Here is a 22,065-nt window from a genome sequence, read left to right as displayed (position 1 = left end):
TTTGTTTCTTACCACCGAAACAGATGAAAACAAGTCTACTGACGCTCTCCCTCTGCTTACTTCTAGTCTGTACAGGCATCGCCCAAAAGGCCGATCCGCCAGTTCCCCCGGCTAGCCGAACCAGTTATTCCCCTGACCCGGAATTATCCATTACCAAACACAGCATCACCATAACCGGTGTGGGTGGGGTGGTGCAGAAGATTAATTACACAGCTACGGCCGGCTACCTGCCGCAACGCGACGAGAGTGGTAAAATCCGGGCCAACATCTTCTTTGTTGCCTATACCCGCGACGGCGTGACGAACCCCGCCAGCCGCCCCATTACGTATACGTACAACGGTGGGCCGGGTTCGGCTTCGGTCTGGCTGCATATGGGCGCGCTCGGCCCCAAACGGATTCTGATGGGCGACGATGGTACTATGCTGGCCCCGCCCTATACGGTGTCCGATAACGAGTTTACCTGGCTGGCTTTTACGGATCTTGTCTTCATTGATCCGGTCATGACCGGCTACAGTCGCCCGGCCGAGGGGGTCGATAAGAAAGAGTTTACGGGCTATGTAGAAGACATTCAGTCCGTCGGTGATTTCATTCGGTTATACACGACCCGCTATGACCGTTGGGGATCGCCCAAGTTCCTGGCGGGTGAGAGCTATGGGACCACCCGCTCGGCAGGTCTGTCGGGGTATTTACAGGATCGGCACGGGCTGTTCCTGAATGGAATTGTACTGATTTCGGCCGTACTCGACTTCACCACCATTCAATTTGCCATCGGAGGCAATGAGCTGCCCTACAGTCTGTTTCTGCCGACCTATGCCGCCATGGCCTGGTACCACAAGCAGGTGCCGGCCTATAAAGAACTAAAAACCCTCTTGAAGGAGGTAGAGGCCTATGCAGCCGGTGATTACACCCTGGCGCTGATGAAAGGGGACAAGCTGACACCAGCCGAGCGGCAGGCCGTAGCCGCTCAGCTAAACAAGTTTACTGGCCTTTCGGTAGACTATCTGCTGGGCAGTAACCTCCGTATTCGCGATAGCCGCTTTACCAAAGAACTGCTTCGCAAACAGGGCCGTACCGTGGGGCGGCTGGACGGGCGATTCACGGCCTCCGATTATGACCGTGCGGGTGAGTCTACCGAGTTTGATCCGAGCTATAATGCGACCATTTATGGTCCTTTTACTACGGCCGTCAACGACCATCTGCATCGGGTGTTGAACGTAAAGAATGATCTGCCCTATGAAATCCTGACCGGCCGGGTCCGGCCCTGGAACTACAGTAACGTGCAGAATCAATTTTTGAATACCGCCGAAACACTGCGGAATGCCATGACTAAAAACCCGTATCTGAAGGTTCACGTCTGCAACGGTTATTACGACATGGCAACGCCTTACTTCGCTACCGAGTATACCTTCAGCCACATGATGCTCGACCCCGCGCTGAAGAGCAATGTAACCATGTCGTATTACGAAGCGGGCCATATGATGTACATCGACCGGCCAGCGCTGATCGATATGACCCGCCACGTTGCCGATTTCTACAAAACGGCCCTGCCCAAATAAACGCCGATGCTTAGGAGACGGCGCGGTTTAGGTAGTGCACGAGTGGCTGCAGGGCGGCAAAGGCATCCAGAACCCGTTTCGTGAGGGTCGATTTGGTTAGGTCAGTGTCGGATAAGGGGTGCGAAACGGTGAAACTCTTTAGCTTCAGGTACTCGACCGCCGGGTTGTCGGCGCTGTAGCCTTTGGGCGGGCGTTGCAGCGCGTCGCTGCGGTCGAGGCCCTTGAAATGCCGGGCAAATGCAGGCTGGTTAAGTAATCCCTCAAATTCGTTGAGGTTGTAGTCGATTTCCTGGCGAACGGCGGCCAGCGCAGCCGGATCGGGCATGTACAGTCCACCCGCTACGAAGCTGCCGCCCGGCTGCACGTTCAGGTAATAGCCTGCCGACTCAGACTTTTTACCACCGGGGTTCAGCCAGGCACCGAAGTTGGTTTTGTAGGGTGATTTGTTGGGCGAAAACCGAATGTCGCGGTTGATCCTGAACATACAATTTTTGGCCTGTAGACCAGATTCGGCAATAGCAGAATCAATCGGTGCAAGGCCGTCGATGAGTGCCGTCACGAGCTGGATAAAATCGCCTTTGGCGGCTTCGTAGCTTGCCCGATTGGCATCGAGCCAGGGCTTGTTATTGTTTTCTTTCAGATCGCTCAGAAACGTGAGCGTAGATGGATGCAGCATAATCAGACTGGTCAAAAGTTACGCAAGTCTACTACCGACGCACCAATTGCCCAAACCGACGGGCCCCTGCTCAGTAAGCGGCTGCCGACCCGGCCCGGATTCCGGGAAGGAACAAGTCTCATTGGTCAGCCCGCCTGAGGGAGACGCCCGTTTCCCGCCAGAATTTCGTATCTTTGCTCGTATTTCAAGCACGAATCAACCTCATGATCACGGTACAAAACGTCTCACTCCGCTACGGGAAGCGGGTCCTGTTCGACGACGTCAACATAAAATTTACTTCGGGCAACTGTTACGGTGTCATTGGCGCCAACGGGGCCGGGAAGTCGACGTTTCTTAAAATTTTATCCGGCGAAATCGAACCACAAACCGGTAGTGTCAGTATCTCGCCCGGCGAGCGGATGTCGGTGCTGAATCAGAACCAGTCGGCCTACGATGAGTATCCGGTCCTGCAAACGGTTATCATGGGTAACAAACGCCTGTATGATATTTCGCAGGAAAAAGATGCCCTGTACGCCAAGACCGACTTTACCGACGCCGATGGTGAGCGGGCGGCTGAACTGGAGTCCGAATTTGCCGAGATGAACGGCTGGGATGCCGAATCCGATGCGGCTGCGCTGTTGTCGGGACTGGGTATCAAAGAAGATCAGCATTACGCGCAGATGAGCGACCTGAACGGCTCCGAAAAAGTGCGGGTGTTGCTGGCCCAGGCGCTGTTCGGTAACCCCGATATTCTGCTCCTCGACGAGCCGACCAACAACCTCGATGTCGAATCGAGCCTTTGGCTGGAGAACTTTCTGGCCAACTTCAACAACACCGTCATCGTTGTCTCGCACGACCGCCACTTCCTGGATCAGGTCTGCACCCAGATCGTAGACGTTGATTTTGCCAAGGTGAAGCTTTTTGCGGGGAACTACTCGTTCTGGTACGAATCGAGCCAGCTTGCGCTGCGGCAGCGTCAGGACCAGAACAAGAAGACTGAAGACAAACGGAAAGAGCTGGAAGAGTTCATCCGGCGGTTTTCGGCCAACGCGTCCAAATCGAAGCAGGCTACCAGCCGGGCCAAACTGCTCGAGAAACTCACGATCGAAGATATTCAGCCATCGTCGCGGAAGTATCCCTACGTTAACTTCAAACCCGAGCGCGAACCCGGTGATCAGATTCTGACCGTCGAGAACCTGACCTATACGGCGGAGGACGGACAAAAGCTGTTCGAAAATATGTCGTTTACGGTGAACCGGCAGGATAAACTGTTCCTCTTTAGTCGCGACGGGCTGGCCGTATCTGCCCTGATGGATATTCTGGCTGGCGAACGCAAAGCCGATTCGGGTACCTTCCGGTGGGGCGTTACGATCACCATGTCGTATTTTCCGACCGACGCCGAGAAAGATAAATTCTTCCAGACCGATCTGAACCTGGTCGACTGGCTGCGGCAGTACTCGGTCGAGAAAGACGAGAGCTTTATCCGTGGGTTCCTGGGCCGTATGCTCTTCTCCGGCGAGGAGTCGCTCAAGAAAGCCACGGTCCTGAGCGGGGGCGAGAAAGTACGCTGTATGCTGTCGAAGATGATGCTTTCCGGTGCTAACGTACTCATGCTGGATGAACCCACGAACCACCTCGACCTTGAATCGATCGAGTCGCTGAACAACGGTCTGATCGACTTCAAAGGTCCGGTTCTGTTCACCAGCCATGACCACCAGTTCGCGCAGACGGTCGCCAACCGGATTATCGAAATAACCCCGGCGGGTATCCTCGACAAGCTAATGACCTACGACGAGTACATCTCCGATGCCCGCGTAAAGCAGCAGCGGGAAGAACTCTACGAAGCTGTAGCTTAACCGGTTTACCTCATTAAAAGCGCCTGACAGGACTCTTGTCAGGCGCTTTTTTTATGGAGTTGCTCCAGCAAGTCGAACAGGCAGAGAACTCTCAAACACCCCCGATCGACAACAGCGCTTTTTGAAATTGGCTCACCCAAAGCCAGTCTGGCTACGTTGGAAGGACCGTTGCCTCATTTACCGGCTTTCTCATCACCAAACAGACGGCGCAACGAGTTTATATGCCACTGGCGAAAGAGCGCAGCTGGCGAACAGATTCTATACAGGATAGGGATTGTCCTGTCCTGGTAGTAAGAATTTTCTTTTTTAACCTTAAACGCGTCCCGGCGGCTTCACTCACAAGGTCGCCGGGACTTTGTTTATAAGGGATCTGTTCAATAGCTAAACGCTGGCTTATAATATATATATATATAAACTATAGACTATATATTTGTAAACGAACCATCTTACAAAACCGCATGAGTACCCGTCAGCCTGGAGATACTATTATACAAAAGAATTATAAGAACGCGAAGCTATTGCTTATAGAAGATAATCCGGATCATGGGATGATTATCAACCGGGTTGTCGGACAATGTCTACCCCAAGTGAAAGCCACGTTAGCAGCCAACGAATCCGAAGCCATGCACTATCTCGAACAGTGCTGCGAAGCAGAGTGGGAACTGCCCAAGTTAATCCTGCTCGATTTATACATGCCAGAGCGACAAACCGGCTGGCGGCTTCTGGACAAGATCAAATCTATGCCCGCTGGTATGGCAAAAGTTCCCGTTGTGCTGCTGAGTCACTCAAACAGTCCGACCGACGTGGCGGAAGCCTACCAACGGGGTTGTGCGTCGTATCTGATCAAGCCGGCAACGGCCGAAGAGTGGTCCCGCTACTTTAATCAGTTACGCCTGTTCTGGTGGGAGACGGCTACGCTGCCCAGAACTGAGATATCCCTTCTCTAATTAAAATCCTGATACATTATGCCACTCAGGCGCTACTGGCTCAGGACGGCAACCGACGGCGGGAGCTGTACGATCATGAGCCAGTACTGGCACACCTGCTCGATGGCTCGGGTAAACGAAGCGTCATCGGAGACAACAATCACCGAGTTGGCGTCCAGCTCGTAGGCCTGTGTTGTATCGGCATCGCGGGCGGCCAGCCAGATGACGGGTATGGCACGCAGGCGTTTATGTCGCTTCAAGCTGCTCAGGGTAAGCACCCGGTCTGCCTTGTTCGCTCGGGCATCAAGAATTATCAGTGTGGGTTGCTCTTCGGGCGGGGCTAGTTGTAGGGCCGACGCCAGTTCTACGCCACGTTCGAGATGGTGGAGCGGACAGGTCAGCCCCAGACCGTCCATACATTGACGAATAATCGACAGGCCATCGACAGACGTGATAGCCAGCACCAGGCAGGCGGCAGAAACAGCCGGTGTTGTCGTGTTTGACTCGGTCTGTCCATTGGATTCATCGGCCGCTACTGATGAAGACCGGATGGGATGAAGTTCCAGTAAAACCTGCTCCCACCGTCGGCGGCTTACGGGCAGTTTGATGCCGTCTTCCATCAGCACCGCACCCGCCATCTTGGCGCGCAGGGGCGGAAATACCTGACTCACGTACATCGGGTTGATAAGGGCCGTTTTGTGGATACGCACGAAGCCCGGTAGCCGTTGCTCAAAGTAGGTCAACGGCTTGGCCAGCAACTGCCGGTCGCCGTTACGTAGTTGAAGCCAGGTATAATTGCTGGCTCCCGAGAAGTAAGCAATCTGCGATGTCTGGCCTGTAAGTTGATCAATAAGCTGCACGTAATCGTTGTTTTGGGTCCTTAAGGAACGGGCTCTGCCTGGCTAAACGGCTGGCAGAGCCCGGTATTCACTTTGTCGGTCTTACCTGTCTGATTACCCGACGAAACCAGCCTTAACGTGCGAACCGTCGCAGTACGGTTTGTTGCTGCTGGCACCACAGCGGCAGAAGGCGGTCACCTTATTTTTCTGGGTTTCGTGTCCGCTGGCATCTTTGACGCGCAGGTTACCGTACACCAGTAAGGGTCCATTCGGGAGTGGTTCCACAACGCTTTCAGCCTCGATCTGGTCAGGCTGGATGGCTTCCTCGTTTTTGAAATAGCTAAGCGCTTTTGACGGGCACCGGTCTACCTGTTCGGCAATACGGGCTGTAGGGGCTCCGTCCATGGTTACCCAGGGCCGGGCGCGTGGGTTGAAAACCTCGATCAACTGGGTCCAGCATAGCTTCGAGTGAATACAGACACTCGGCTTCCAGACGATGGTAATGTCGCCGTTGGTGTAGGTCTTGGTGATGTCGGGCGCGTCGTTCATGGTACCAGAAGGGGTTGTCAAATATAAACAGTTTGCCGGAAACACTACGGTCCCATACGCCATTCCTATCGTAAGCTAGGGCTCGACCAGCGTGGTGTCAAAATCGACCGGGTTGTCGAGTGTCCGGTGAATGGGGCAGCGGTCTGCCATTTCCAGAAGCCGGGCCCGCTGGCTGTCATCCAGGTTACCGGTTAAGACCAGTTTGGTAGCAAACAATGAACGGCTTGTTTCGGGGTCGAAGGTATAAGTCACGTGAGCTACAATGGTATCGAGGGGCCAGCCTTTCCGATCCGCATACATTCGTAGCGTAATGACGGTGCAGGAGGCCAGCGAACCGGCCAGCAGTTCGCCCGGCCGCATACCCCGGTCTTGCCCGCCCACATCGGCAGGCTCGTCAACAATAATAACCTGCGACCCGGTCGATAGGTGCGTCTCGTAAGGCGTTCGCTCAATGCGGGCGGTGATCGTTGCCATAGCTTACAGACCCCACTCGGCCGGATTTTGGCGCCAGGCTGCCAGCGAGGTCATGGCATCGGCTGTGATGTAGTTCATTGCCTGGGCTTCGGCAAGGAGCGCGTCGTAGGTACTCAGGCACACCAGCGATACGTTCCGATCCCGGAAGTTCTGATCGGCTACCGGAAATCCGTAGGTAAAGATGGCTGCCATACCCAGCACGTCGGCCCCGTTTGCCCGGAGGGCATCAACTACCTTGAGTGAGCTGCCGCCGGTAGAGATCAGATCTTCAATGACAACGACCCGCTGACCGGCCTCCAGCCGTCCTTCTATCTGTTTTCCCATTCCATGGGCTTTGGGTTCGGGCCGAACGTAGCAATAGGGGAGGTCGAGCGCATCGGCTACCAGGGCGCCCTGCGGGATGCCCGCCGTAGCCACACCTGCAATGGCTTCAGCGGTGGGGAACTGCTGACGGATGGCATCGGCCAGGGCCTGCTTGAGGTAGGTCCGAACCTCGGGATATGCCAGCGTTACCCGGTTGTCGCAGTAAATGGGTGATAACCAGCCTGAACTCCATCTAAACGGGGCGTCGGGCTGCAACCGAACGGCCTGTACGGTGAGTAACTGACGGGCAACGGTTTGAGAAATGGTTGTTGTTGTCACAGGATTACAGAAAAATAACTCGGTCAAAAGTAAGAAATGACCCGTGTTCTTCTTTCATTTTTTCGACAGCCTGGCCCATAAATAAAATTATTTGTAACTGATGAATTAGTACATCAAAAAACAGGGTATCCATCAGACTATCTTGTTACCTTAAGCGGCTCTTTTGCCTTCCTCTCTTCAATCAGCTATGACGAACGTGGCCCACAACCTACCACCCGATCCACTACTGGAACGCGTGATGGAGACGTCGCTCGACGCTATCGTGCTGTGTCAGGCCATTCGGAACGAGGCCGGCTTGATCACCGACTTTCAGGTTATCAGATGCAACGACCGGGCGTCGGCAATGACCGGCATTCCGCGGGCTACGATGCTTTCGGTGTCCATGGTTACCCTCGACCCCGATTGCTTTCGGAGTGGTATTTTCGACACCTACAGGCAGGTCGTTGACACCGGATTACCGACCTATGTTATTCATCATTTTGCGGGCCCCGATATCTGGATGGCGCAATCGCTGGCCCGCTTCGATGATGGCGTGCTGGGCTCCTGGTCTGACATTACGGCGCTTAAAGAGGCCGAGCAGGCCCGGCAACAGGAAACCGAACTGTTGCAGGCGATTCTGGACCATACTCAAACTGGGATTGCTGTCATGCAGTCGGTGCGGAATGAGTGTGGTCAGGTTATTGATTTCCGGTTTACTCACCTTAATCCCGACGCTGAACGAATCACCCAGCGTCGGCGTAGAGATCTGATCGGGCAGCGGTATTCAGTAGCCTGGCCCGAAGCGCGTACCAATGGCGTACTGGGCTGGCATATCCAGGTCGCTCAAACGGGTGAACCTGCTAAAATCGACGGAATTCCCATAACGGTCGGCACCTACACCGGCTGGTACAACATCCGCATCCGTCCTTTCAACGACGGAGTCATTGCCACCTTTGTCGACGTTACAGCCCTGAAGAAAGCCGAACTGGCTACGCAGCAGCAGACCGATCTGCTGCGTTCGGTGCTCGACAGTTCATCGAACGCGATCATTGCCTTCAGCGCGGTTCGCGACGTCATGAGCGGAGCGGTTGTCGATTTTCGGTACGTGGCACATAACGAAGCCAACCGCCGGAACATGAACCGGTCAGACGAAGACATTCTTGGGCATACGATGCTGGAGTTCTTCCCGGATATGCGGCAGATGGGTCTCTTCGACCGATTTGTTGAGGTAGTCATGTCCGGTGAAGGCGTGCAGTTCGAGCAGGAGTTTCGGGAGGGTGGCTGGCAGGGCTGGTATGAACTTTCGGCCCGCAAATGGGGCGATGGTATCGTGCTGACCCTGGTCGATATTACCGGTAGCAAAGGAAATCTACAAAAAATGGAGCAGACAAATCGCGACCTGCGTCATGCCAACGACAACCTCCGGCAGTTTGCCCACGTGGCCAGTCACGACCTGCAGGAGCCTCTGCGCAAAATTCTGGCTTTCAGCGATATGCTCCAGCTGAAGTTTGGCGGGGCCCTGTCCGAAGAAGGTCATGAAATGATTGGCCGAATGCAGTCGGCGGCTCGTCGGATGTCGATCCTGATCAAGGATGTGCTGGCCTACTCCCGCATCAGCACCCATCGGGACGTATTTCAGCCAGTGTCACTGACTGAGGTTATGGCTGATCTTGGGCAGGAGTTACAGCAGCAGCTGGACCAGCACAACGCCCGTTTGCAGGTAGACAGCCTCCCCACGGTCTGGGGCGATCGTTCGCAGCTTCGGCAGCTGTTCGACAACCTGTTGACCAACGCGCTGAAATTCAGGTCGGCCGATCGGCAACTGGTAGTGCATATGGACCATCAAACCGTTTCGGGGCCGCAGCTACCGGAGGGCCTCGATCCGGAGCTGACTTACTATGAGATCAGCTTTAGCGACAACGGCATCGGTTTCGAGGAGCGCTATGCTGACCGTATTTTTCAGGTGTTCCAGCGACTGCATGCCCGACATACGTATGAGGGCACGGGCGTAGGCTTAGCCATCTGCAAGCGGGTGGTCGAAAACCACCGGGGGGGCATCACGGCGCTTGGCAAGCCGGGCGAAGGAGCTACCTTCCGGATTTATCTGCCTCAGCAGCAACAGCCGCCACCTCTCCAGGGGTAACGACCTTACTCGTCGTTCAGCTGCACCTTTACCGTATCGATCCGGGTGCCATCCATCGAGATGATGGTGAAGGAGAAGGGCGCGTACCGGATGACATCCCCAACGTGGGGCAAATCCTCATTAGTTGCCAGAATCAGGCCGCCGAGGGTGTCGTAATCGCCTTCCGGAATGGACCAGCCGTACTTCTCGTTCAGGTCGTCAATCTCATGGCGGGCACTCAGCAGCCAGGTGGTTTCGTCGAGCTGCCGTTCTGTCCAGTCTTCGTTGGTGTCGTACTCATCCTGGATCTCGCCGAAGATCTGCTCCACCATGTCTTCTACACTGACGATACCGGCTGTGCCACCGAATTCATCAACGACCAGCGCCAGGCTTTTCCGCTCCGACAAAAACCGAAGCAGCAGATCCTGCGCCGGCATGGTTTCGGGAACGGTAATGATCGGGGTAATAATTTCTTCGACAGTAGCTGGCTTACGGAACAGCGCCAGTGCATGGCAGTAGCCAATCACATCATCGATGGTATCGCGATAGACAACGATTTTGGAGTGGCCACTTTCCTGAAATGCCTGGCGGAGATCATCGACCGAGTCATCGACTGCCACAGCCGTGATCTCGGTTCGGGGCACGAGGCAATCGCGAACGCGCACGTCCCGAAATTCAATGGCGTTGTTGAAGATCCGGGTGTCGACTTCCACATCTTCGGGGGTATCCGCTTTCTGATTCAGCTGTTGTAGATAATGGTTCAGGTCCGTCAGTCCGAAGACCGGGCGGATTTCTGGATTCCGTTTGCGGAAGACGTACCGGATAAAGAACCGCGCCAGGCCGACCAGCACGCGGACAATCGGCGCGATTGCCTGATAGATGATCCAGAGCGGCACCGCCAGCCACTCCAGAAAACGGTCGGGATGAATGAGGGCCAGGCTCTTGGGCAGGTAATCGGCAAGGGGTAAAAAGACAATCGTCAGCAGCAGCGTTTCGAGTGCAATGAGCAGAAACGCATTGTCGTAGGCGTCGGGAAGCAACGCCATCAGCAGGGGATTCAGAAATGTAACCCCCAGGACCGCGTAGAGCACCAGAAACAGCGTGTTACCCGTCAGGGTGGTGCCGACAAAAAGTATAGGATTTTTAAGGAAGCCTGATACCAGTTTCTCGCCGAGTGGTCCCTGCTTGCTGTGCAGCTCAAAATAGAGCCGATTTACGGATACATAGGCCATTTCGACGGCCGAAAAAAAGCCAGCCAGCACAAGCGCCAGCAAGGCGCCAAAAAGCAGTGCGTACGATTCCATGGTGATCTGTTCTCTGTGCGTCGTAATAGATCGGGCAGAGTTGCCCAAACACAACAAACAGAAGCCTATTTCTTCTTCTTTTTTCGGGTTTCTACCATCTGTTTGATGGTAGGGGAGACCGCTTTCTCCCGTTCGAGCCGGCGGTTCTTGGTAAACTGAAAGGCGAGCAGACAGCCCAGAAAAAGCATCAGCAACCAGTAGCTTTCGGCAAACGACGTGCGCATATACTCGGCAATCCAGATAATGAGGAAGCCAGCTCCGGCTGCTAAAATAAGAATCTCAGAGAGTTTAAGCTTCATATCAGGCCACCTTACGCTGCATTTTTCCGGCCTCCCGATAACGCCGAATCGTAGAGATCAGGAAACCCAGTACCACAACCAGCGTACCGATCCAAAGTACGTTGATCAGCGGTTTTTCGAAGGCTTTCATCACAATATAATCGCGCTGGGTGCGATTGACGGCGAAGGTAAACTTACCCGTCCGCGGATCGATCTCGTTCAGCTGAATCCGTACGCCCAGCTCGTCGCTGGTTTCGGCCCGACGGCCAACCATACGGTCTTTGATGATGAACGCGGGGCTCAGGATCTGCTCCCCGTTCTTGCTCAGCACCCGCACCCGCGCCCGTACAGCCGCGTCGTTGGGGCCGATATCCATTCCTTCTACCTCGGTCGTCCGGACAACGTCGTCCAGTATAGCCACGTAGTCATTCAGAAAGAATGTGTCTTTGATGGCTACGCTGTAGGTTTCTGTTTTTTCCCACTTATTATCGGCCGTTGGGTCCGGTACCGAGTTTACGTAGGTATAGATATCGCGGTCGGCTTCATGGCGGGTGTCCGGCGAGGCCAGCAGCCCCATCCGTTCGTTTACCTGCGCGCGTGGGTACAGGCTGAATACTTTACCGTTTGGCTCCCGGTATTCAACCTGGTAGTAGGTGTTTTCCGGGTAAAGGGCCAGCGTGTCACCCCGCTTGTAATACACTTTCCCGTTCTGCTCGATGTCGCGCTGGGCAATACCCCGGAAGTCACCCTCAATAACCGTCACATCCCGCCGTGGGATATAACCGGGCACGTCGCGGGCCTCAATATACTGGCCGCGGTAGGTCAGCTGGTAGGGACCCATGCGCTCGGGCTGATTGAGCCAGAGCAGCGTGTTTTCCTTGTTTTCTTTGTTATCGTTCTTCGTGAACACATCCTGTTTCGAGATCAGCAGCCCCGAGGTGTTCAGCGAAATTACCTTGGAGAAGCCGGCCGAGTACAGAATCCCGATCAGCATGAGCGCCATACCGATGTGGGCTATGGCACCACCCGACAGCCGGTAATTACCCCGGACTACGCCCAGCAATACGGTGCCGTTGGTCATCAGTGCGAAGACCGAGGCTACCAGCAGCGCCATATACACCGGATTTTTGATTGAGCCGAACGCGATCAGACCAGCGCTGATGAGCAGCGTCAGGATAGCAGGGGTGATCAGCGCATCCCATTTCTTATTTTCTACTTTTCGCCACCAGAGATACTGGCCAACCCCCGTCAGCAGCGCGATCACGACGAAGAACCAGACCTGGAATTTGTTGTAGTGAGCAATCTGATCGGCAGGCAGGGCCAGGTTCGATACCTTGCCGAACGACTCCATAATCTTGTTATAGACCGGAATCGACGTGGTCGCGATCACCTGAAATGCTGACAGGCAGAGCACCGTGGCACCGATGAACAACCAGAATTCTTTGGTATACACCGAGGCTTCTTTCTCGTCGCTCGGAATGTGTTTCCACTTTACCACCGCCAGTACTATAGCCAGCACTACGAACGCCATCAGGTATAGCAGGAGTTGCCCTGACAGGCCCAGATCCGTGAACGAGTGCACCGACGCATTGCCCAGTATACCGCTCCGGGTCAGGAACGTAGAATACAGGATGAGCAGGAAGGTCGTAATCGAGAGAATGATAGCTGTCTTGAGTCCGGTCGAGGAGCGCTTGGCAATCAGCATGGCGTGCAGGGCCGCTACCATCACCAGCCAGGGTACATAAACGGCGTTTTCGACGGGGTCCCAGTTCCAATAGCCACCAAAGTTCAGGGTTTCGTAGGCCCAGTAACCACCCATCATAATCCCAATACCCAGGATACCCGCGCCCAGCAGCGTCCAGGGCTGAGCGGGACGAATCCAGTTATAGGGCTCGTTGCGCCACAAACCCGCAATGCAATAGGCGAAAGGAATCAGCGTAAAGGCAAAGCCAAGGAAGAGGGTTGGCGGGTGAATCACCATCCAGTAGTTCTGAAGCAGGGGATTCAGTCCGTTACCGTCTTTGGGCACAAAAGTGGGGTCCGCCGTAAAAATCGGCGCGTCGGGCATGGCTTCGGTCAGCAGCAGAAAGGGCGATGAGCCGATTTTAAATGTATCGCCAAACACGACGCCGAGGATCATCGAAGCCAGAAACGCCTGTACCAGTGCAAAGATGGTCATCACCGGCGCTTCCCAGGTTTTGCCGCTGGTTCTGATCAGCATAGCCCCCAGCAGGGCGTTCCAGAACAGCCAGAGCAGGAATGATCCTTCCTGGCCTTCCCAGAAACAAGAGATCACGTACTGGAGCGGCAGCGCCCGCGACGAGTGACTCCAGGCGTAATGGTACTCGAAATAGTGATTGTTGATAATCCAGTACAGACAAACCCCCACCCCCGTTACCGCGAGGCCGTGGATGTAGAACGCCCACCGGGCCAGTCTCCGCCAGTCGTCGCGTGGGGCGGCTTCCGGGCTTGCGGTGGCCTTGTTCGATACGGCTCGTCGGCTGGTTTTGCCACCAAACGAGGCACTGCCCGCATAGGCTAGCTGAGGTTCTTCAACAACGACGGGCTGTGCCACCGCACGACGGCCCAGCGCCGATATGAAATAAGCTACTGTTGCTACCAATGCCGTTACAAACGACAGGATAACAAAGAAGTGGCCAAGTTGTCCGACTGTGGTATGTATCATGGGTAATGGGCGAGTGGCGCAGGCCTGGCTGAGAAAAGCTTTTCTCAGCCAGGCCTGCGCTTACATTATAATTTGGCTGTGGCTTCGTGTTCGGTGGTCTCCAGTTTACCATCCTGATATTTGGAGGGGCACTTGAGTAAAATCTTGTTGCACTGAAAATGATCGCCCTGCATGGCGCCAATCACCACGATCTGCTCTGAACGATCGAAGTCCTGTGGCTTAGGACTGTTATAGACTACTTTCTGAGCCTGATTATCGTTGTCGACCAGCGTGAACTCGAAGTGATTAGGATCAATAGCCGGATCGTACAGCATATCGACAATCTTTCCCTGCTCATTCTTCTTTACTTTACCGACTACGTGAATCAGCTTGTCATCGCCGTCCTGAGCGAGTTCAGTGGCCTGCTTGAAGGTGACATATGAACTGGCATCGCCGGCGGTGGCAACGATAATGCCGATGGCCAGCGCAATGACTACAATACCAAAAATGTGGGAGAGTTTCATGGTCTACTGTGTGAATTCGTGTTGTACGGCTACGGATAATCTGGGGTACCTGTTCAGGACAGGGGAACGTCTGATTTTTTTATGGCGGCTCCCCTAACATCTCTTTCAAGCTGGCTCACCTGCCGGTCGAGCCGAATCAGGTACACGATGATGCCGGCAAATACAGCCGCAATAACGGCTACTACAACCCATATTTTGCCGTCGGCCCGGAGTTGGTCGGCCATCTCAACCCCGTCGGTGCCAGGTTGTTGGGCCATACTGAGTTGACTGAGTAAGAGCAGGGCTGCCAGCGGAAGTTTGGACAGAGTCAGTAATCGCATAGAATTTGTCGACAGATGTAAAATTAACGCAAAAATACACCAAATCATTCGGGTGTGAGCGTCAGGATTTATTCCTCCAGAGCAGCTTTAACCCGACGCAGGCGAACGCGCAGTTCCGTAATCCAGACGCCCAGCAGGGTGAACCCGATCACCGCCGGGTAAAACACCATTCGCATCTGGCTATCCATGTCATATTTGCCGAAAGCCGGGTTACCGCCGTTGCCGGGGTGCAGCGAGTCGGTCAGGCGCGGTACGATGAAGATCAGCGGCACAAACACGGCAAAGGCAAAGATGTTGTAGACGGCCGAAATACGGGCCCGACGCTGTTCGTCGTCGAACGAACCCCGTAGAATCAGGTAGGCCAGGTACATCAGCATGCCAACCGCCACACTGTTCAGCTTCGGATCATTGGGCCAGGGTTCGCCCCAGGTAAAATTGGCCCAGAGCGCACCGGTCAGGCAACCCAGAAAACCGAACAGAATAGCCGTGTTGGCAAACTCGACCGCTACGCCATCATCGTCGAAACGACCATTGCGCAGGTAGCGGATCGAATAAACGGCCGATGTCAGCAGCATGATGATCATGCCGAACCAGAGCGGTACATGGAAGTAAACATTCCGGATACTTTCGTTCAGGATCGGCTGTCGGGGAACTACACCGAGTAGTCCCCGCAGAATAACGTAGGTCAGAATCAGGACGGAAAGGCCTTTCCACCAATTTTTTTTCATAGTTTTTTGGTTTTCAGTCTAGGGCTTTCTTCGTTCGGGTTTGGTCTGTTCAGCCCCAAAGCCGGATCTGAAAACCGTAAACAGCACTAGCTTCGCCATAGAAACGGAAACAGCAGCCAGGAGAGCGTCAGCACGATGGCATCAATGGCCAGAACAGTACCGACTTCGCTCCAGCTCACACTGCGGTCGAGTCCGTCCATGGCATTTTTCGAGACTTTCAGCAGCAATAGGAGTAAGGGCAAAATAATTGGGAAACTGAGCACCGCCATCAGGGTTGCCGGATTCTCGGCTTTGCTGGCAATGCCCGATACCAACGTCAGCGAAGCCGAAAACCCAATGGCTCCCAGTGCCAGCGTGAGCAGGTAAAGGGGGATGTCGGCAATGGGGCTACCCAGCACGAACGCATACGTACAAAAGCCTAACACCGCCAGCACACCCATCAGTGCCGTATTGTACCCGATTTTTGCCAGAATTATCTGCTGTGGGCTGGCCAGGGTGTAGTAGTAGAGCTGCCGACCGGCCCGTTCCTGAACAAAGCTTTTGGCAATGGCATTAATGGCTGTAAACAACTGAATAATCCAGAACAACGTGTTCCAGACAATCGGCGTGAGCTGACCGCGCCGGGCGTTAAAACTCAGGTAGCAGACAAAAACGGCCCCGACTATGTAGAGCAACATGCCATTGAGTGCATATCGTTGCCGCCATTCGAGGAGGAACTCTTTACGCATCAAAGCGCCCAACTGCCGTACCGACTCTGTCATACTTGCTCAATCAATTCGGCAAATTTACGGCGCAAACCTGAATTGTTTCCGTTTTAGCCGATTGGTTTTGAGAAGACGACTTTCGGCCCCAACTTGCCTGTCTTATGCTTTTGCTGATTGCGTGAATCCCGAACAACTGTACACGATTGCAACGCTCTGTGCGTTTTCGTTTCTGGCAGGTTTTGTCGATGCCATCATCGGAGGAGGGGGACTTATCCAGACGCCCGCCCTGTTAGTTACCCTGCCGCAATACCCCGTTCCGGTCCTGATCGGAACAACCAAGTTGCCGTCGCTGGCGGGTAGTTTGATGGGCGCCTTTCAATACAGCCGCCGGGTTGTCGTGGCCGGGCGGTTCATTGGACCTATGATGGCCATTGCGTTCGGGGCGTCCTGGCTTGGCTCCTGGACACTGACCCGCATGCCTAACCAGTTCATGAAGCCGGTAGCACTGGTTATCCTGATCGCCGTTTTCCTGTACACGCTGCTGAAAAAAGAGTTTGGGCAGATGCCCCAGCAAACCATATCGGCCCAGCAACAGCGTATCCGGATGTGGGCAATGGGCGCCGTTATCGGATTCTACGATGGTTTCTTCGGACCTGGCACGGGTAGTTTTCTGGTACTGGGCTTTATAGGCCTGATCGGATTTGATTTTTTGCGGGCCAGTGCCCACGCCAAGCTGGTCAATGCGGCTACCAACCTGGCCAGCGTGAGTCTTTTTGTTCAGAAAGGCAGCATCCTGTATACCCTGGCGTTGCCCATGGCGGTAGCTAATTTATCCGGCGCTTTTCTGGGAGCCCGGCTGGCTATATTGAAAGGAAATCAGTTTATTCGGCTCTTTTTTTTACTGGTTATTGCCGTCATGATTATTCGATTTGGCTGGGATTTGCGCTCATGAATTTGCAACAACAAACTTTAGGTTGTAATCTTGCGTTAATTAAACTGAATCTAAATAAAGATTAACGGCACTGACACCATGAGCAAGCGAAGCGTAGCCGATCTGAAAATAGGCGAACGGGCCACCATCCAGTCGTTCAATGATGCAGTGATGTCGCTGAAACTGCTCGAAATGGGCTGCCTGCCGGGCGCTGAGGTATGTCTGCACTGCAAGGCACCTCTGGGCGACCCGATCTGTCTGAACGTATCGGGCTATTGCCTGTCGATGCGTCGGTCAGAGGCCGCCACTATCTTGATCGAAAATTAACGGTTTACGGTTGGTACGGTTGCCTGCTGTTAAGCGGGTAGGGCCGTAAACGATAAACCGTAAACCGTACTGTACATTGGATGCCTCCCTTACAATTGCCCTTATAGGCAACCCGAATGCGGGTAAATCATCGCTCTTCAACCAACTGACCGGCCTTCGTCAGAAGACCGGGAATTTTCCCGGTGTGACGGTCGATAAGAAGTCCGGCACCTGGCCCATCGATACCCAGACTACGGCTGCTGTAGTTGACCTGCCGGGTGTCTATTCTATATACCCCAAATCGCTGGACGAGCAGCTTGTTACGGACATTCTGGCCAATCCGGCTCATCCTGATTATCCGGATGTAGCGGTTGTGGTGGTCGACGCATCAAACCTGCACCGGAACCTGCTGCTGTTTACCCAGGTCGCCGATCTGGGCGTGCCGACGGTGCTGGCGCTGAACATGCTCGACGTAGCCAAGAGCCAGGGTAAAGATGTAAACAGCGTACGGCTGGCCATGCGCCTGGGCGTACCCGTCGTGCGCATCAACGCCCGTACCGGCGAAGGGATCGATCAGATCAAAAAGGCGGTGCTGGGGCAGCTGGAGAATACGACCCTGCCGGGTAAACTGTTTTTCGATCCGGGCGATGAAGTGGCTGACCTCATTGCCGACACCCGAACTCAATACGCGCTTCAGAACAATTACCTCGCGCTGCAGTACATCATTCAGCATGATGGGTTTTCATTTCTGAATCGGGTACAACAGCTGGCGCTGGATGCCATCATTGACCGGTACGAATTCAACGAAACGGCATTCCAGGCAAACGAGACCATTACCCGCTACAAGCGCATCGCAACCGTCGTTGCCGAATCCGTAACCGATCATCGGCCAATTGGCGAACCTACCTGGAGTCAGAAGCTGGACCGGGTATTGCTGCACCCGGTTTGGGGCTACGCCATCTTTGCGTTTATACTACTGCTCATCTTTCAGGCCATCTTTGCCTGGGCACAACCGTTCATGGATGCCATTGACTCGGGGGTTGCCTGGCTTAACGGCCAGCTCAAAGAAAGTCTGCCGGCCGGTCCACTGACCGATCTGCTCACTGATGGAATCCTGGCGGGTATCGGCGGCATCCTGGTGTTCATTCCGCAGATTGCCTTTCTCTTTCTGCTGATTGCGCTGCTCGAAGAGTCGGGATATATGTCGAGGGTGATGGTCATCATGGACCGGATCATGCGCAAATTCGGCCTCAACGGCCGCAGCGTCGTTCCCCTTATTTCCGGCGTAGCCTGCGCGGTACCGGCCATTATGGCGACCCGGAGCATTGGTACCCGTCGCGACCGGCTCATCACCATCCTGGTAACTCCCCTGATGAGTTGTTCGGCCCGGCTGCCCATTTATACCATTCTGATCGCCCTGGTTGTGCCTAACCAGCGCGTGCTGGGCGTGTTCAACCTACAGGGGCTCGCGCTTATGTTTTTGTACCTGATGGGGCTCGTCAGTGCGTTACTGGCTGCCTACGTGCTGAAGCTGATGCTGCGTACCAAAGAGCGGGGCTTTTTCATTATGGAACTGCCCACGTTTAAACTACCGCGCTGGAACCACGTGGGGCTGTCGGTCTGGGAGAGTGTGCGTGCCTTTGTCTGGGAAGCGGGTCGGGTTATTCTGGCCATATCGATTGTGCTGTGGGTGCTGGCCAGCTATGGACCTGGCAACGCCATGCAGGAGGCTGAAACCCGGGTTAAGCGGGAACTGGCCAACGCACCAGCCGATGAGCTGCAGAACAAGCTGGCGTCGGAGCGGCTCGAAGCGTCGTATGCCGGTCATTTTGGACACCTGATCGAACCTGCCATCCGCCCGTTGGGCTACGACTGGAAAATAGGTATTGCCCTACTGAGTTCGTTTGCGGCCCGGGAGGTATTTGTGGGCACTATGGCTACCATCTACAGCATTGGTGATGGGGGCGATGAGGCAGGTGTCACCGTTCGGGAACGGCTTCGACAGGAGCGCAATCTGCTGACGGGTGGGCCTATGTATACACCGGCGCTGGCCTGGTCGCTACTGGTATTCTACGTATTCGCCATGATGTGTATGAGTACACTGGCGGCCACTCAGCGCGAAACAAAATCCTGGACCTGGCCAGCCGTACAACTGGCTTATATGATGGTTCTGGCCTACCTGGCCGCGTTCGTCACCTATCAGTGTATGGCCTAAGGCCTGAAGCCACAAAAAAGCCCGGTAACGAAAACGTACCGGGCTATACCATCAAGCTATACTGAGTCCGCCAGCGCCTACCAAAGCAGGCCCTTGGAGATGAGCGGATAAATAAAATGATACACAATGTACGTTAGTAAGGCAATGGTGAGCCCGCCTAAAGCCGTTGTCTGATCGACCGATACCCGGGATTTTCGCGAGGGGCGACTCATTCGCCAATCTCGCTGCGCTGCATGTTTCATGGTATGTGTGCGGTATGAGGCTAAAATACCGGTACAAATTTGAGACCGCTCACGTCAGCAAAACAGCGCGAAAACCCTTAATTTATAGAATACGTATAATACTTGATTAACACCACATAGTTCTAAGTCAGTATATACCTTTTGAAGGAGTATGTCGATAAATAAGTGTTGTCTTTATAATCTATTTTGTAAATAGTGTGGTGTGATTTCTACACTTAAGTTGTCATATTTCTACACGTCAGGCCCACCGGAGGGCATCTACCACATCGGTAGCGGTCATCCCGATTTGACCACGCTGTCCGGCAACCTGATCGCCCGCCAGGCCATGGGCATATACGCCCAGCACAGCGGCTTCTACCGGATCGTATCGTTGAGCCAGCAGGGCGGTTAACACCCCCGTCAGTACGTCGCCGGTGCCGCCCGTACTCAGGCCGGGGTTGCCCGTGGCGTTGAAATGAATATCTCCTTCGGGTGTAGCCACGGCGGTATGGGCGCCCTTCAGCACAACAACAATCCGATACTTGCGGGCAAACTCACGGAGTCGATCCAGCTTTTCGTAATCGTTCTGCCAGAACGCGGTCAGTCGCTCAAACTCTTTTGGGTGCGGAGTCAGAATACTACCGGCAGGGAGTTGGTCGAGGAGTTCCCGATTTTCGCCCAGTAGGTTGAGTGCATCGGCGTCAATGACCATCGGTTTGGTAAGGGTCGGCAGCAGCGCTTTCAGCATCGCAAGGGTTTCGGGAGCCTTGCCAATGCCAGGACCTATCCCTACGGTTGTGAAGTCGGCCGGGCTGGTCGTCTCGACGTCTGTGGTGCCGCTCAACACGTGCTCGTGCGTATCCGGGCGACACATAGCCTCCGGTACGGCCATCTGCAATACCGGATACCCGCAACCAGGCACCTGGACCGTTAAAAGACCTACGCCCGATCGCAGGCAGGCCCGGGCGGCCAATACAGCTGCCCCTATTTTTCCGTAGCTGCCGGCCAGCAGCAGCGCATGCCCAAAATTACCTTTGTGGGCATAGCGGTCGCGCTTGTGTAATAATAGACGGGCTTCTTCGGGGCGGGTGTAGTAATAGGGAGTAGGCGCTTTATCGATGAAGCGTTTGTGCAGCTGAATGTCGACCGTCTGCCAGTCGCCGGTATACCGGGCGTTGCCGGGTAGGAGGAAGGCCAGTTTGGGCAGCTGAAACGCGACGGTATAGTCGGGCTCAACGATCACGTCTTCGGGCGCATTGGGCTGATCCGTATACAACCCACTGGCTATGTCGACCGATACCACCGTGGCCGGGCTGCGGTTAATCGCTTCGATGGCACTTTTCACGATGCCTTCGGCAGGTCGTGAGAGGCCTGACCCCAGGATCGCATCGATAATGACCTCGTTGTGGGGCATGGGCGGTATATCGTGCGAAAGCTCTACGTACCGAATGTTATCTGTTACCAGTTTGAGCCGTCTGTGATTATGCATGAAATCATCTGACTCGCGGGGGGCGTAGCGCACGACAAATACCTCGAGCGGATAGTCGCGTTCCAGCAGCAGGCGGGCAATGGCCAGACCATCACCTCCGTTATTACCCAGGCCACAAAAGATCTTTAGCGGGGTGGTAGCCGGAAAGCGATCGACAAACCAGTCGACGAAAGCCAGGGCAGCCCGTTCCATGAGATTGATGGGTGCAATGGGTTCATGTTGGATGGTTGCCTGATCGAGCGCGCGAATCTGGTCGACATTCAGTATTTTCATGAAGCTTGGTGTCAGAAGACGTTGGGTAATTTCGCAAAAGTATTTTCTAAGCGCTAAAAGATTACTATCTTTGCGGCTCATTTCGCAAATAGTTATCTGGCGATTTATATACGGTCATGAGCGAGTTAATCAAATTAGTGGAGGCAGACAACGCGCAGCGTCGCGCCGAGTTGCCCACGTTCCGGGCAGGCGATACGGTGAACGTACACGTCAAAATCCGCGAAGGAAATAAGGAGCGTATTCAGGTATTTACGGGAACGGTCATTCAGCGCCGGAACCCAAGCAGCGGTGGCGAAACGTTCACCGTTCGTAAAGTATCAAACGGCGTAGGTGTAGAGCGGATCTTCCCGATCCTGTCGCCTAACATTGACAAAATCGAGGTGGTCCGCCTGGGCAAAGTGCGTCGTGCACGCTTGTTCTATCTGCGTGGTCGCCAGGGTAAAGCAGCTCGTGTCAAAGAGCGCAAGCCTAAAGCGAAAGTAGCCGCTTAATTCAACGCGCTTCTTACC

Annotated in this window: 22 protein-coding genes; 8 read left to right on the top strand and 14 right to left on the bottom strand. The window is 54.5% G+C overall.

All coding sequences use genetic code 11. The features are described from left to right. The first annotated feature begins 23 nt into the window (after positions 1 to 23). Positions 24 to 1,556, top strand: coding sequence for a S10 family peptidase (locus FBR45_RS17685; protein WP_138504679.1), 1,533 nt, complete (start codon positions 24 to 26; stop codon positions 1,554 to 1,556). 10 nt (positions 1,557 to 1,566) lie between these two features. Here the strand turns inward: FBR45_RS17685 and FBR45_RS17680 are convergent, their stop codons facing one another. Next, positions 1,567 to 2,232: a DUF2461 domain-containing protein gene (locus tag FBR45_RS17680; protein ID WP_138504677.1), complete on the bottom strand. Its 666-nt coding sequence runs from the start codon at positions 2,230 to 2,232 to the stop codon at positions 1,567 to 1,569. 203 nt (positions 2,233 to 2,435) lie between these two features. Between FBR45_RS17680 and FBR45_RS17675 the strand changes: the two genes are divergently transcribed. Both FBR45_RS17675 and FBR45_RS17670 read left to right on the top strand, forming a co-directional pair. Beyond that, the gene (locus FBR45_RS17675) at positions 2,436 to 4,067 is read left to right on the top strand and encodes an ABC-F family ATP-binding cassette domain-containing protein (protein ID WP_138504675.1); all 1,632 of its coding nucleotides are present in this window, start codon (positions 2,436 to 2,438) and stop codon (positions 4,065 to 4,067) included. 458 nt (positions 4,068 to 4,525) lie between these two features. Further along, positions 4,526 to 5,014: a response regulator gene (locus FBR45_RS17670; RefSeq protein WP_138504673.1), complete on the top strand. Its 489-nt coding sequence runs from the start codon at positions 4,526 to 4,528 to the stop codon at positions 5,012 to 5,014. Between the two features lie 32 nt (positions 5,015 to 5,046). Here FBR45_RS17670 and FBR45_RS17665 read toward each other — a convergent pair whose 3' ends face one another. The 4 genes from FBR45_RS17665 to pyrE all read right to left on the bottom strand — a co-directional run bounded on the left by FBR45_RS17665 (position 5,047) and on the right by pyrE (position 7,497). Continuing rightward, positions 5,047 to 5,853 (bottom strand): response regulator transcription factor, encoded by an 807-nt coding sequence (locus FBR45_RS17665; protein WP_138504671.1) that lies wholly within the window; start codon positions 5,851 to 5,853, stop codon positions 5,047 to 5,049. Positions 5,854 to 5,946: 93 nt separating this feature from the next. Next, positions 5,947 to 6,381 carry a (4Fe-4S)-binding protein gene (locus tag FBR45_RS17660; protein WP_138504795.1) on the bottom strand — a complete coding sequence of 145 codons (435 nt, stop codon included), beginning with the start codon at positions 6,379 to 6,381 and terminating at the stop codon, positions 5,947 to 5,949. Positions 6,382 to 6,456: 75 nt separating this feature from the next. Continuing rightward, positions 6,457 to 6,855: an OsmC family protein gene (locus tag FBR45_RS17655; RefSeq protein ID WP_077922814.1), complete on the bottom strand. Its 399-nt coding sequence runs from the start codon at positions 6,853 to 6,855 to the stop codon at positions 6,457 to 6,459. A 3-nt stretch (positions 6,856 to 6,858) separates the two neighbouring features. Further along, entirely contained in the window at positions 6,859 to 7,497 is a 639-nt protein-coding gene (pyrE, locus tag FBR45_RS17650; protein ID WP_138504669.1) for an orotate phosphoribosyltransferase, read from the bottom strand. Positions 7,498 to 7,684: 187 nt separating this feature from the next. On the opposite strand from pyrE, the gene FBR45_RS17645 reads away from it, so the two are divergent. Continuing rightward, on the top strand, positions 7,685 to 9,619 hold the full coding sequence (locus FBR45_RS17645; protein WP_138504667.1) for a PAS domain-containing protein: 1,935 nt from the start codon (positions 7,685 to 7,687) through the stop codon (positions 9,617 to 9,619). Positions 9,620 to 9,624: 5 nt separating this feature from the next. Here the strand turns inward: FBR45_RS17645 and FBR45_RS17640 are convergent, their stop codons facing one another. The 7 genes from FBR45_RS17640 to FBR45_RS17610 all read right to left on the bottom strand — a co-directional run bounded on the left by FBR45_RS17640 (position 9,625) and on the right by FBR45_RS17610 (position 16,178). Continuing rightward, the gene (locus FBR45_RS17640; protein WP_138504665.1) at positions 9,625 to 10,902 is read right to left on the bottom strand and encodes a hemolysin family protein; all 1,278 of its coding nucleotides are present in this window, start codon (positions 10,900 to 10,902) and stop codon (positions 9,625 to 9,627) included. Positions 10,903 to 10,967: 65 nt separating this feature from the next. Next, a complete protein-coding gene (locus tag FBR45_RS17635; protein WP_138504663.1) occupies positions 10,968 to 11,201 on the bottom strand; it encodes a hypothetical protein in 234 nt (77 codons plus the stop codon). Position 11,202: 1 nt separating this feature from the next. Then, the gene (gene ccsA / locus FBR45_RS17630; RefSeq protein WP_138504661.1) at positions 11,203 to 13,866 is read right to left on the bottom strand and encodes a cytochrome c biogenesis protein CcsA; all 2,664 of its coding nucleotides are present in this window, start codon (positions 13,864 to 13,866) and stop codon (positions 11,203 to 11,205) included. 65 nt (positions 13,867 to 13,931) lie between these two features. Continuing rightward, entirely contained in the window at positions 13,932 to 14,369 is a 438-nt protein-coding gene (locus tag FBR45_RS17625) for a cytochrome c maturation protein CcmE domain-containing protein (protein ID WP_138504659.1), read from the bottom strand. A gap of 53 nt (positions 14,370 to 14,422) precedes the next feature. After that, entirely contained in the window at positions 14,423 to 14,689 is a 267-nt protein-coding gene (locus FBR45_RS17620) for a CcmD family protein (RefSeq protein ID WP_138504657.1), read from the bottom strand. Between the two features lie 68 nt (positions 14,690 to 14,757). Continuing rightward, positions 14,758 to 15,417, bottom strand: coding sequence for a cytochrome c biogenesis protein CcsA (gene ccsA, locus FBR45_RS17615; RefSeq protein ID WP_138504655.1), 660 nt, complete (start codon positions 15,415 to 15,417; stop codon positions 14,758 to 14,760). Between the two features lie 86 nt (positions 15,418 to 15,503). Beyond that, entirely contained in the window at positions 15,504 to 16,178 is a 675-nt protein-coding gene (locus FBR45_RS17610; protein WP_138504653.1) for a heme exporter protein CcmB, read from the bottom strand. A gap of 121 nt (positions 16,179 to 16,299) precedes the next feature. Between FBR45_RS17610 and FBR45_RS17605 the strand changes: the two genes are divergently transcribed. From FBR45_RS17605 to feoB, 3 genes are all read left to right on the top strand, one after another. Continuing rightward, complete coding sequence (locus FBR45_RS17605) at positions 16,300 to 17,073, top strand: sulfite exporter TauE/SafE family protein (RefSeq protein ID WP_246082288.1); 774 nt, start codon at positions 16,300 to 16,302, stop codon at positions 17,071 to 17,073. 78 nt (positions 17,074 to 17,151) lie between these two features. Then, positions 17,152 to 17,379, top strand: a complete 228-nt coding sequence (locus tag FBR45_RS17600) for a FeoA family protein (protein ID WP_077922823.1) — start codon at positions 17,152 to 17,154, stop codon at positions 17,377 to 17,379. Positions 17,380 to 17,455: 76 nt separating this feature from the next. Next, the gene (gene feoB / locus FBR45_RS17595; protein ID WP_138504651.1) at positions 17,456 to 19,573 is read left to right on the top strand and encodes a ferrous iron transport protein B; all 2,118 of its coding nucleotides are present in this window, start codon (positions 17,456 to 17,458) and stop codon (positions 19,571 to 19,573) included. Positions 19,574 to 19,650: 77 nt separating this feature from the next. Here feoB and FBR45_RS26420 read toward each other — a convergent pair whose 3' ends face one another. After that, positions 19,651 to 19,815 carry a hypothetical protein gene (locus FBR45_RS26420; RefSeq protein WP_165358875.1) on the bottom strand — a complete coding sequence of 55 codons (165 nt, stop codon included), beginning with the start codon at positions 19,813 to 19,815 and terminating at the stop codon, positions 19,651 to 19,653. Between the two features lie 238 nt (positions 19,816 to 20,053). Continuing rightward, entirely contained in the window at positions 20,054 to 21,556 is a 1,503-nt protein-coding gene (locus tag FBR45_RS17590; protein ID WP_138504649.1) for an NAD(P)H-hydrate dehydratase, read from the bottom strand. Between the two features lie 116 nt (positions 21,557 to 21,672). On the opposite strand from FBR45_RS17590, the gene rplS reads away from it, so the two are divergent. Beyond that, a complete protein-coding gene (gene rplS / locus FBR45_RS17585) occupies positions 21,673 to 22,047 on the top strand; it encodes a 50S ribosomal protein L19 (RefSeq protein WP_138504647.1) in 375 nt (124 codons plus the stop codon). Positions 22,048 to 22,065 lie beyond the last annotated feature (18 nt).

This window comes from Spirosoma lacussanchae (assembly GCF_005870035.1).
Lineage (GTDB): Bacteria > Bacteroidota > Bacteroidia > Cytophagales > Spirosomataceae > Spirosoma > Spirosoma lacussanchae.
This window is presented reverse-complemented; position numbering and strand designations above follow the sequence as displayed.

Coding starts and splice junctions, on each gene's coding strand:
- FBR45_RS17685 (WP_138504679.1), top strand. CDS start 24: ATGAAAACAAGTCTACTGACGCTCTCCCTCTGCTTACTTCTAGTCTGT.
- FBR45_RS17680 (WP_138504677.1), bottom strand. CDS start 2,232: ATGCTGCATCCATCTACGCTCACGTTTCTGAGCGATCTGAAAGAAAAC.
- FBR45_RS17675 (WP_138504675.1), top strand. CDS start 2,436: ATGATCACGGTACAAAACGTCTCACTCCGCTACGGGAAGCGGGTCCTG.
- FBR45_RS17670 (WP_138504673.1), top strand. CDS start 4,526: ATGAGTACCCGTCAGCCTGGAGATACTATTATACAAAAGAATTATAAG.
- FBR45_RS17660 (WP_138504795.1), bottom strand. CDS start 6,381: ATGAACGACGCGCCCGACATCACCAAGACCTACACCAACGGCGACATT.
- FBR45_RS17655 (WP_077922814.1), bottom strand. CDS start 6,855: ATGGCAACGATCACCGCCCGCATTGAGCGAACGCCTTACGAGACGCAC.
- FBR45_RS17645 (WP_138504667.1), top strand. CDS start 7,685: ATGACGAACGTGGCCCACAACCTACCACCCGATCCACTACTGGAACGC.
- FBR45_RS17640 (WP_138504665.1), bottom strand. CDS start 10,902: ATGGAATCGTACGCACTGCTTTTTGGCGCCTTGCTGGCGCTTGTGCTG.
- FBR45_RS17635 (WP_138504663.1), bottom strand. CDS start 11,201: ATGAAGCTTAAACTCTCTGAGATTCTTATTTTAGCAGCCGGAGCTGGC.
- ccsA (WP_138504661.1), bottom strand. CDS start 13,866: ATGATACATACCACAGTCGGACAACTTGGCCACTTCTTTGTTATCCTG.
- FBR45_RS17625 (WP_138504659.1), bottom strand. CDS start 14,369: ATGAAACTCTCCCACATTTTTGGTATTGTAGTCATTGCGCTGGCCATC.
- FBR45_RS17620 (WP_138504657.1), bottom strand. CDS start 14,689: ATGCGATTACTGACTCTGTCCAAACTTCCGCTGGCAGCCCTGCTCTTA.
- ccsA (WP_138504655.1), bottom strand. CDS start 15,417: ATGAAAAAAAATTGGTGGAAAGGCCTTTCCGTCCTGATTCTGACCTAC.
- FBR45_RS17610 (WP_138504653.1), bottom strand. CDS start 16,178: ATGACAGAGTCGGTACGGCAGTTGGGCGCTTTGATGCGTAAAGAGTTC.
- FBR45_RS17600 (WP_077922823.1), top strand. CDS start 17,152: ATGAGCAAGCGAAGCGTAGCCGATCTGAAAATAGGCGAACGGGCCACC.
- FBR45_RS26420 (WP_165358875.1), bottom strand. CDS start 19,815: ATGAAACATGCAGCGCAGCGAGATTGGCGAATGAGTCGCCCCTCGCGA.
- FBR45_RS17590 (WP_138504649.1), bottom strand. CDS start 21,556: ATGAAAATACTGAATGTCGACCAGATTCGCGCGCTCGATCAGGCAACC.
- rplS (WP_138504647.1), top strand. CDS start 21,673: ATGAGCGAGTTAATCAAATTAGTGGAGGCAGACAACGCGCAGCGTCGC.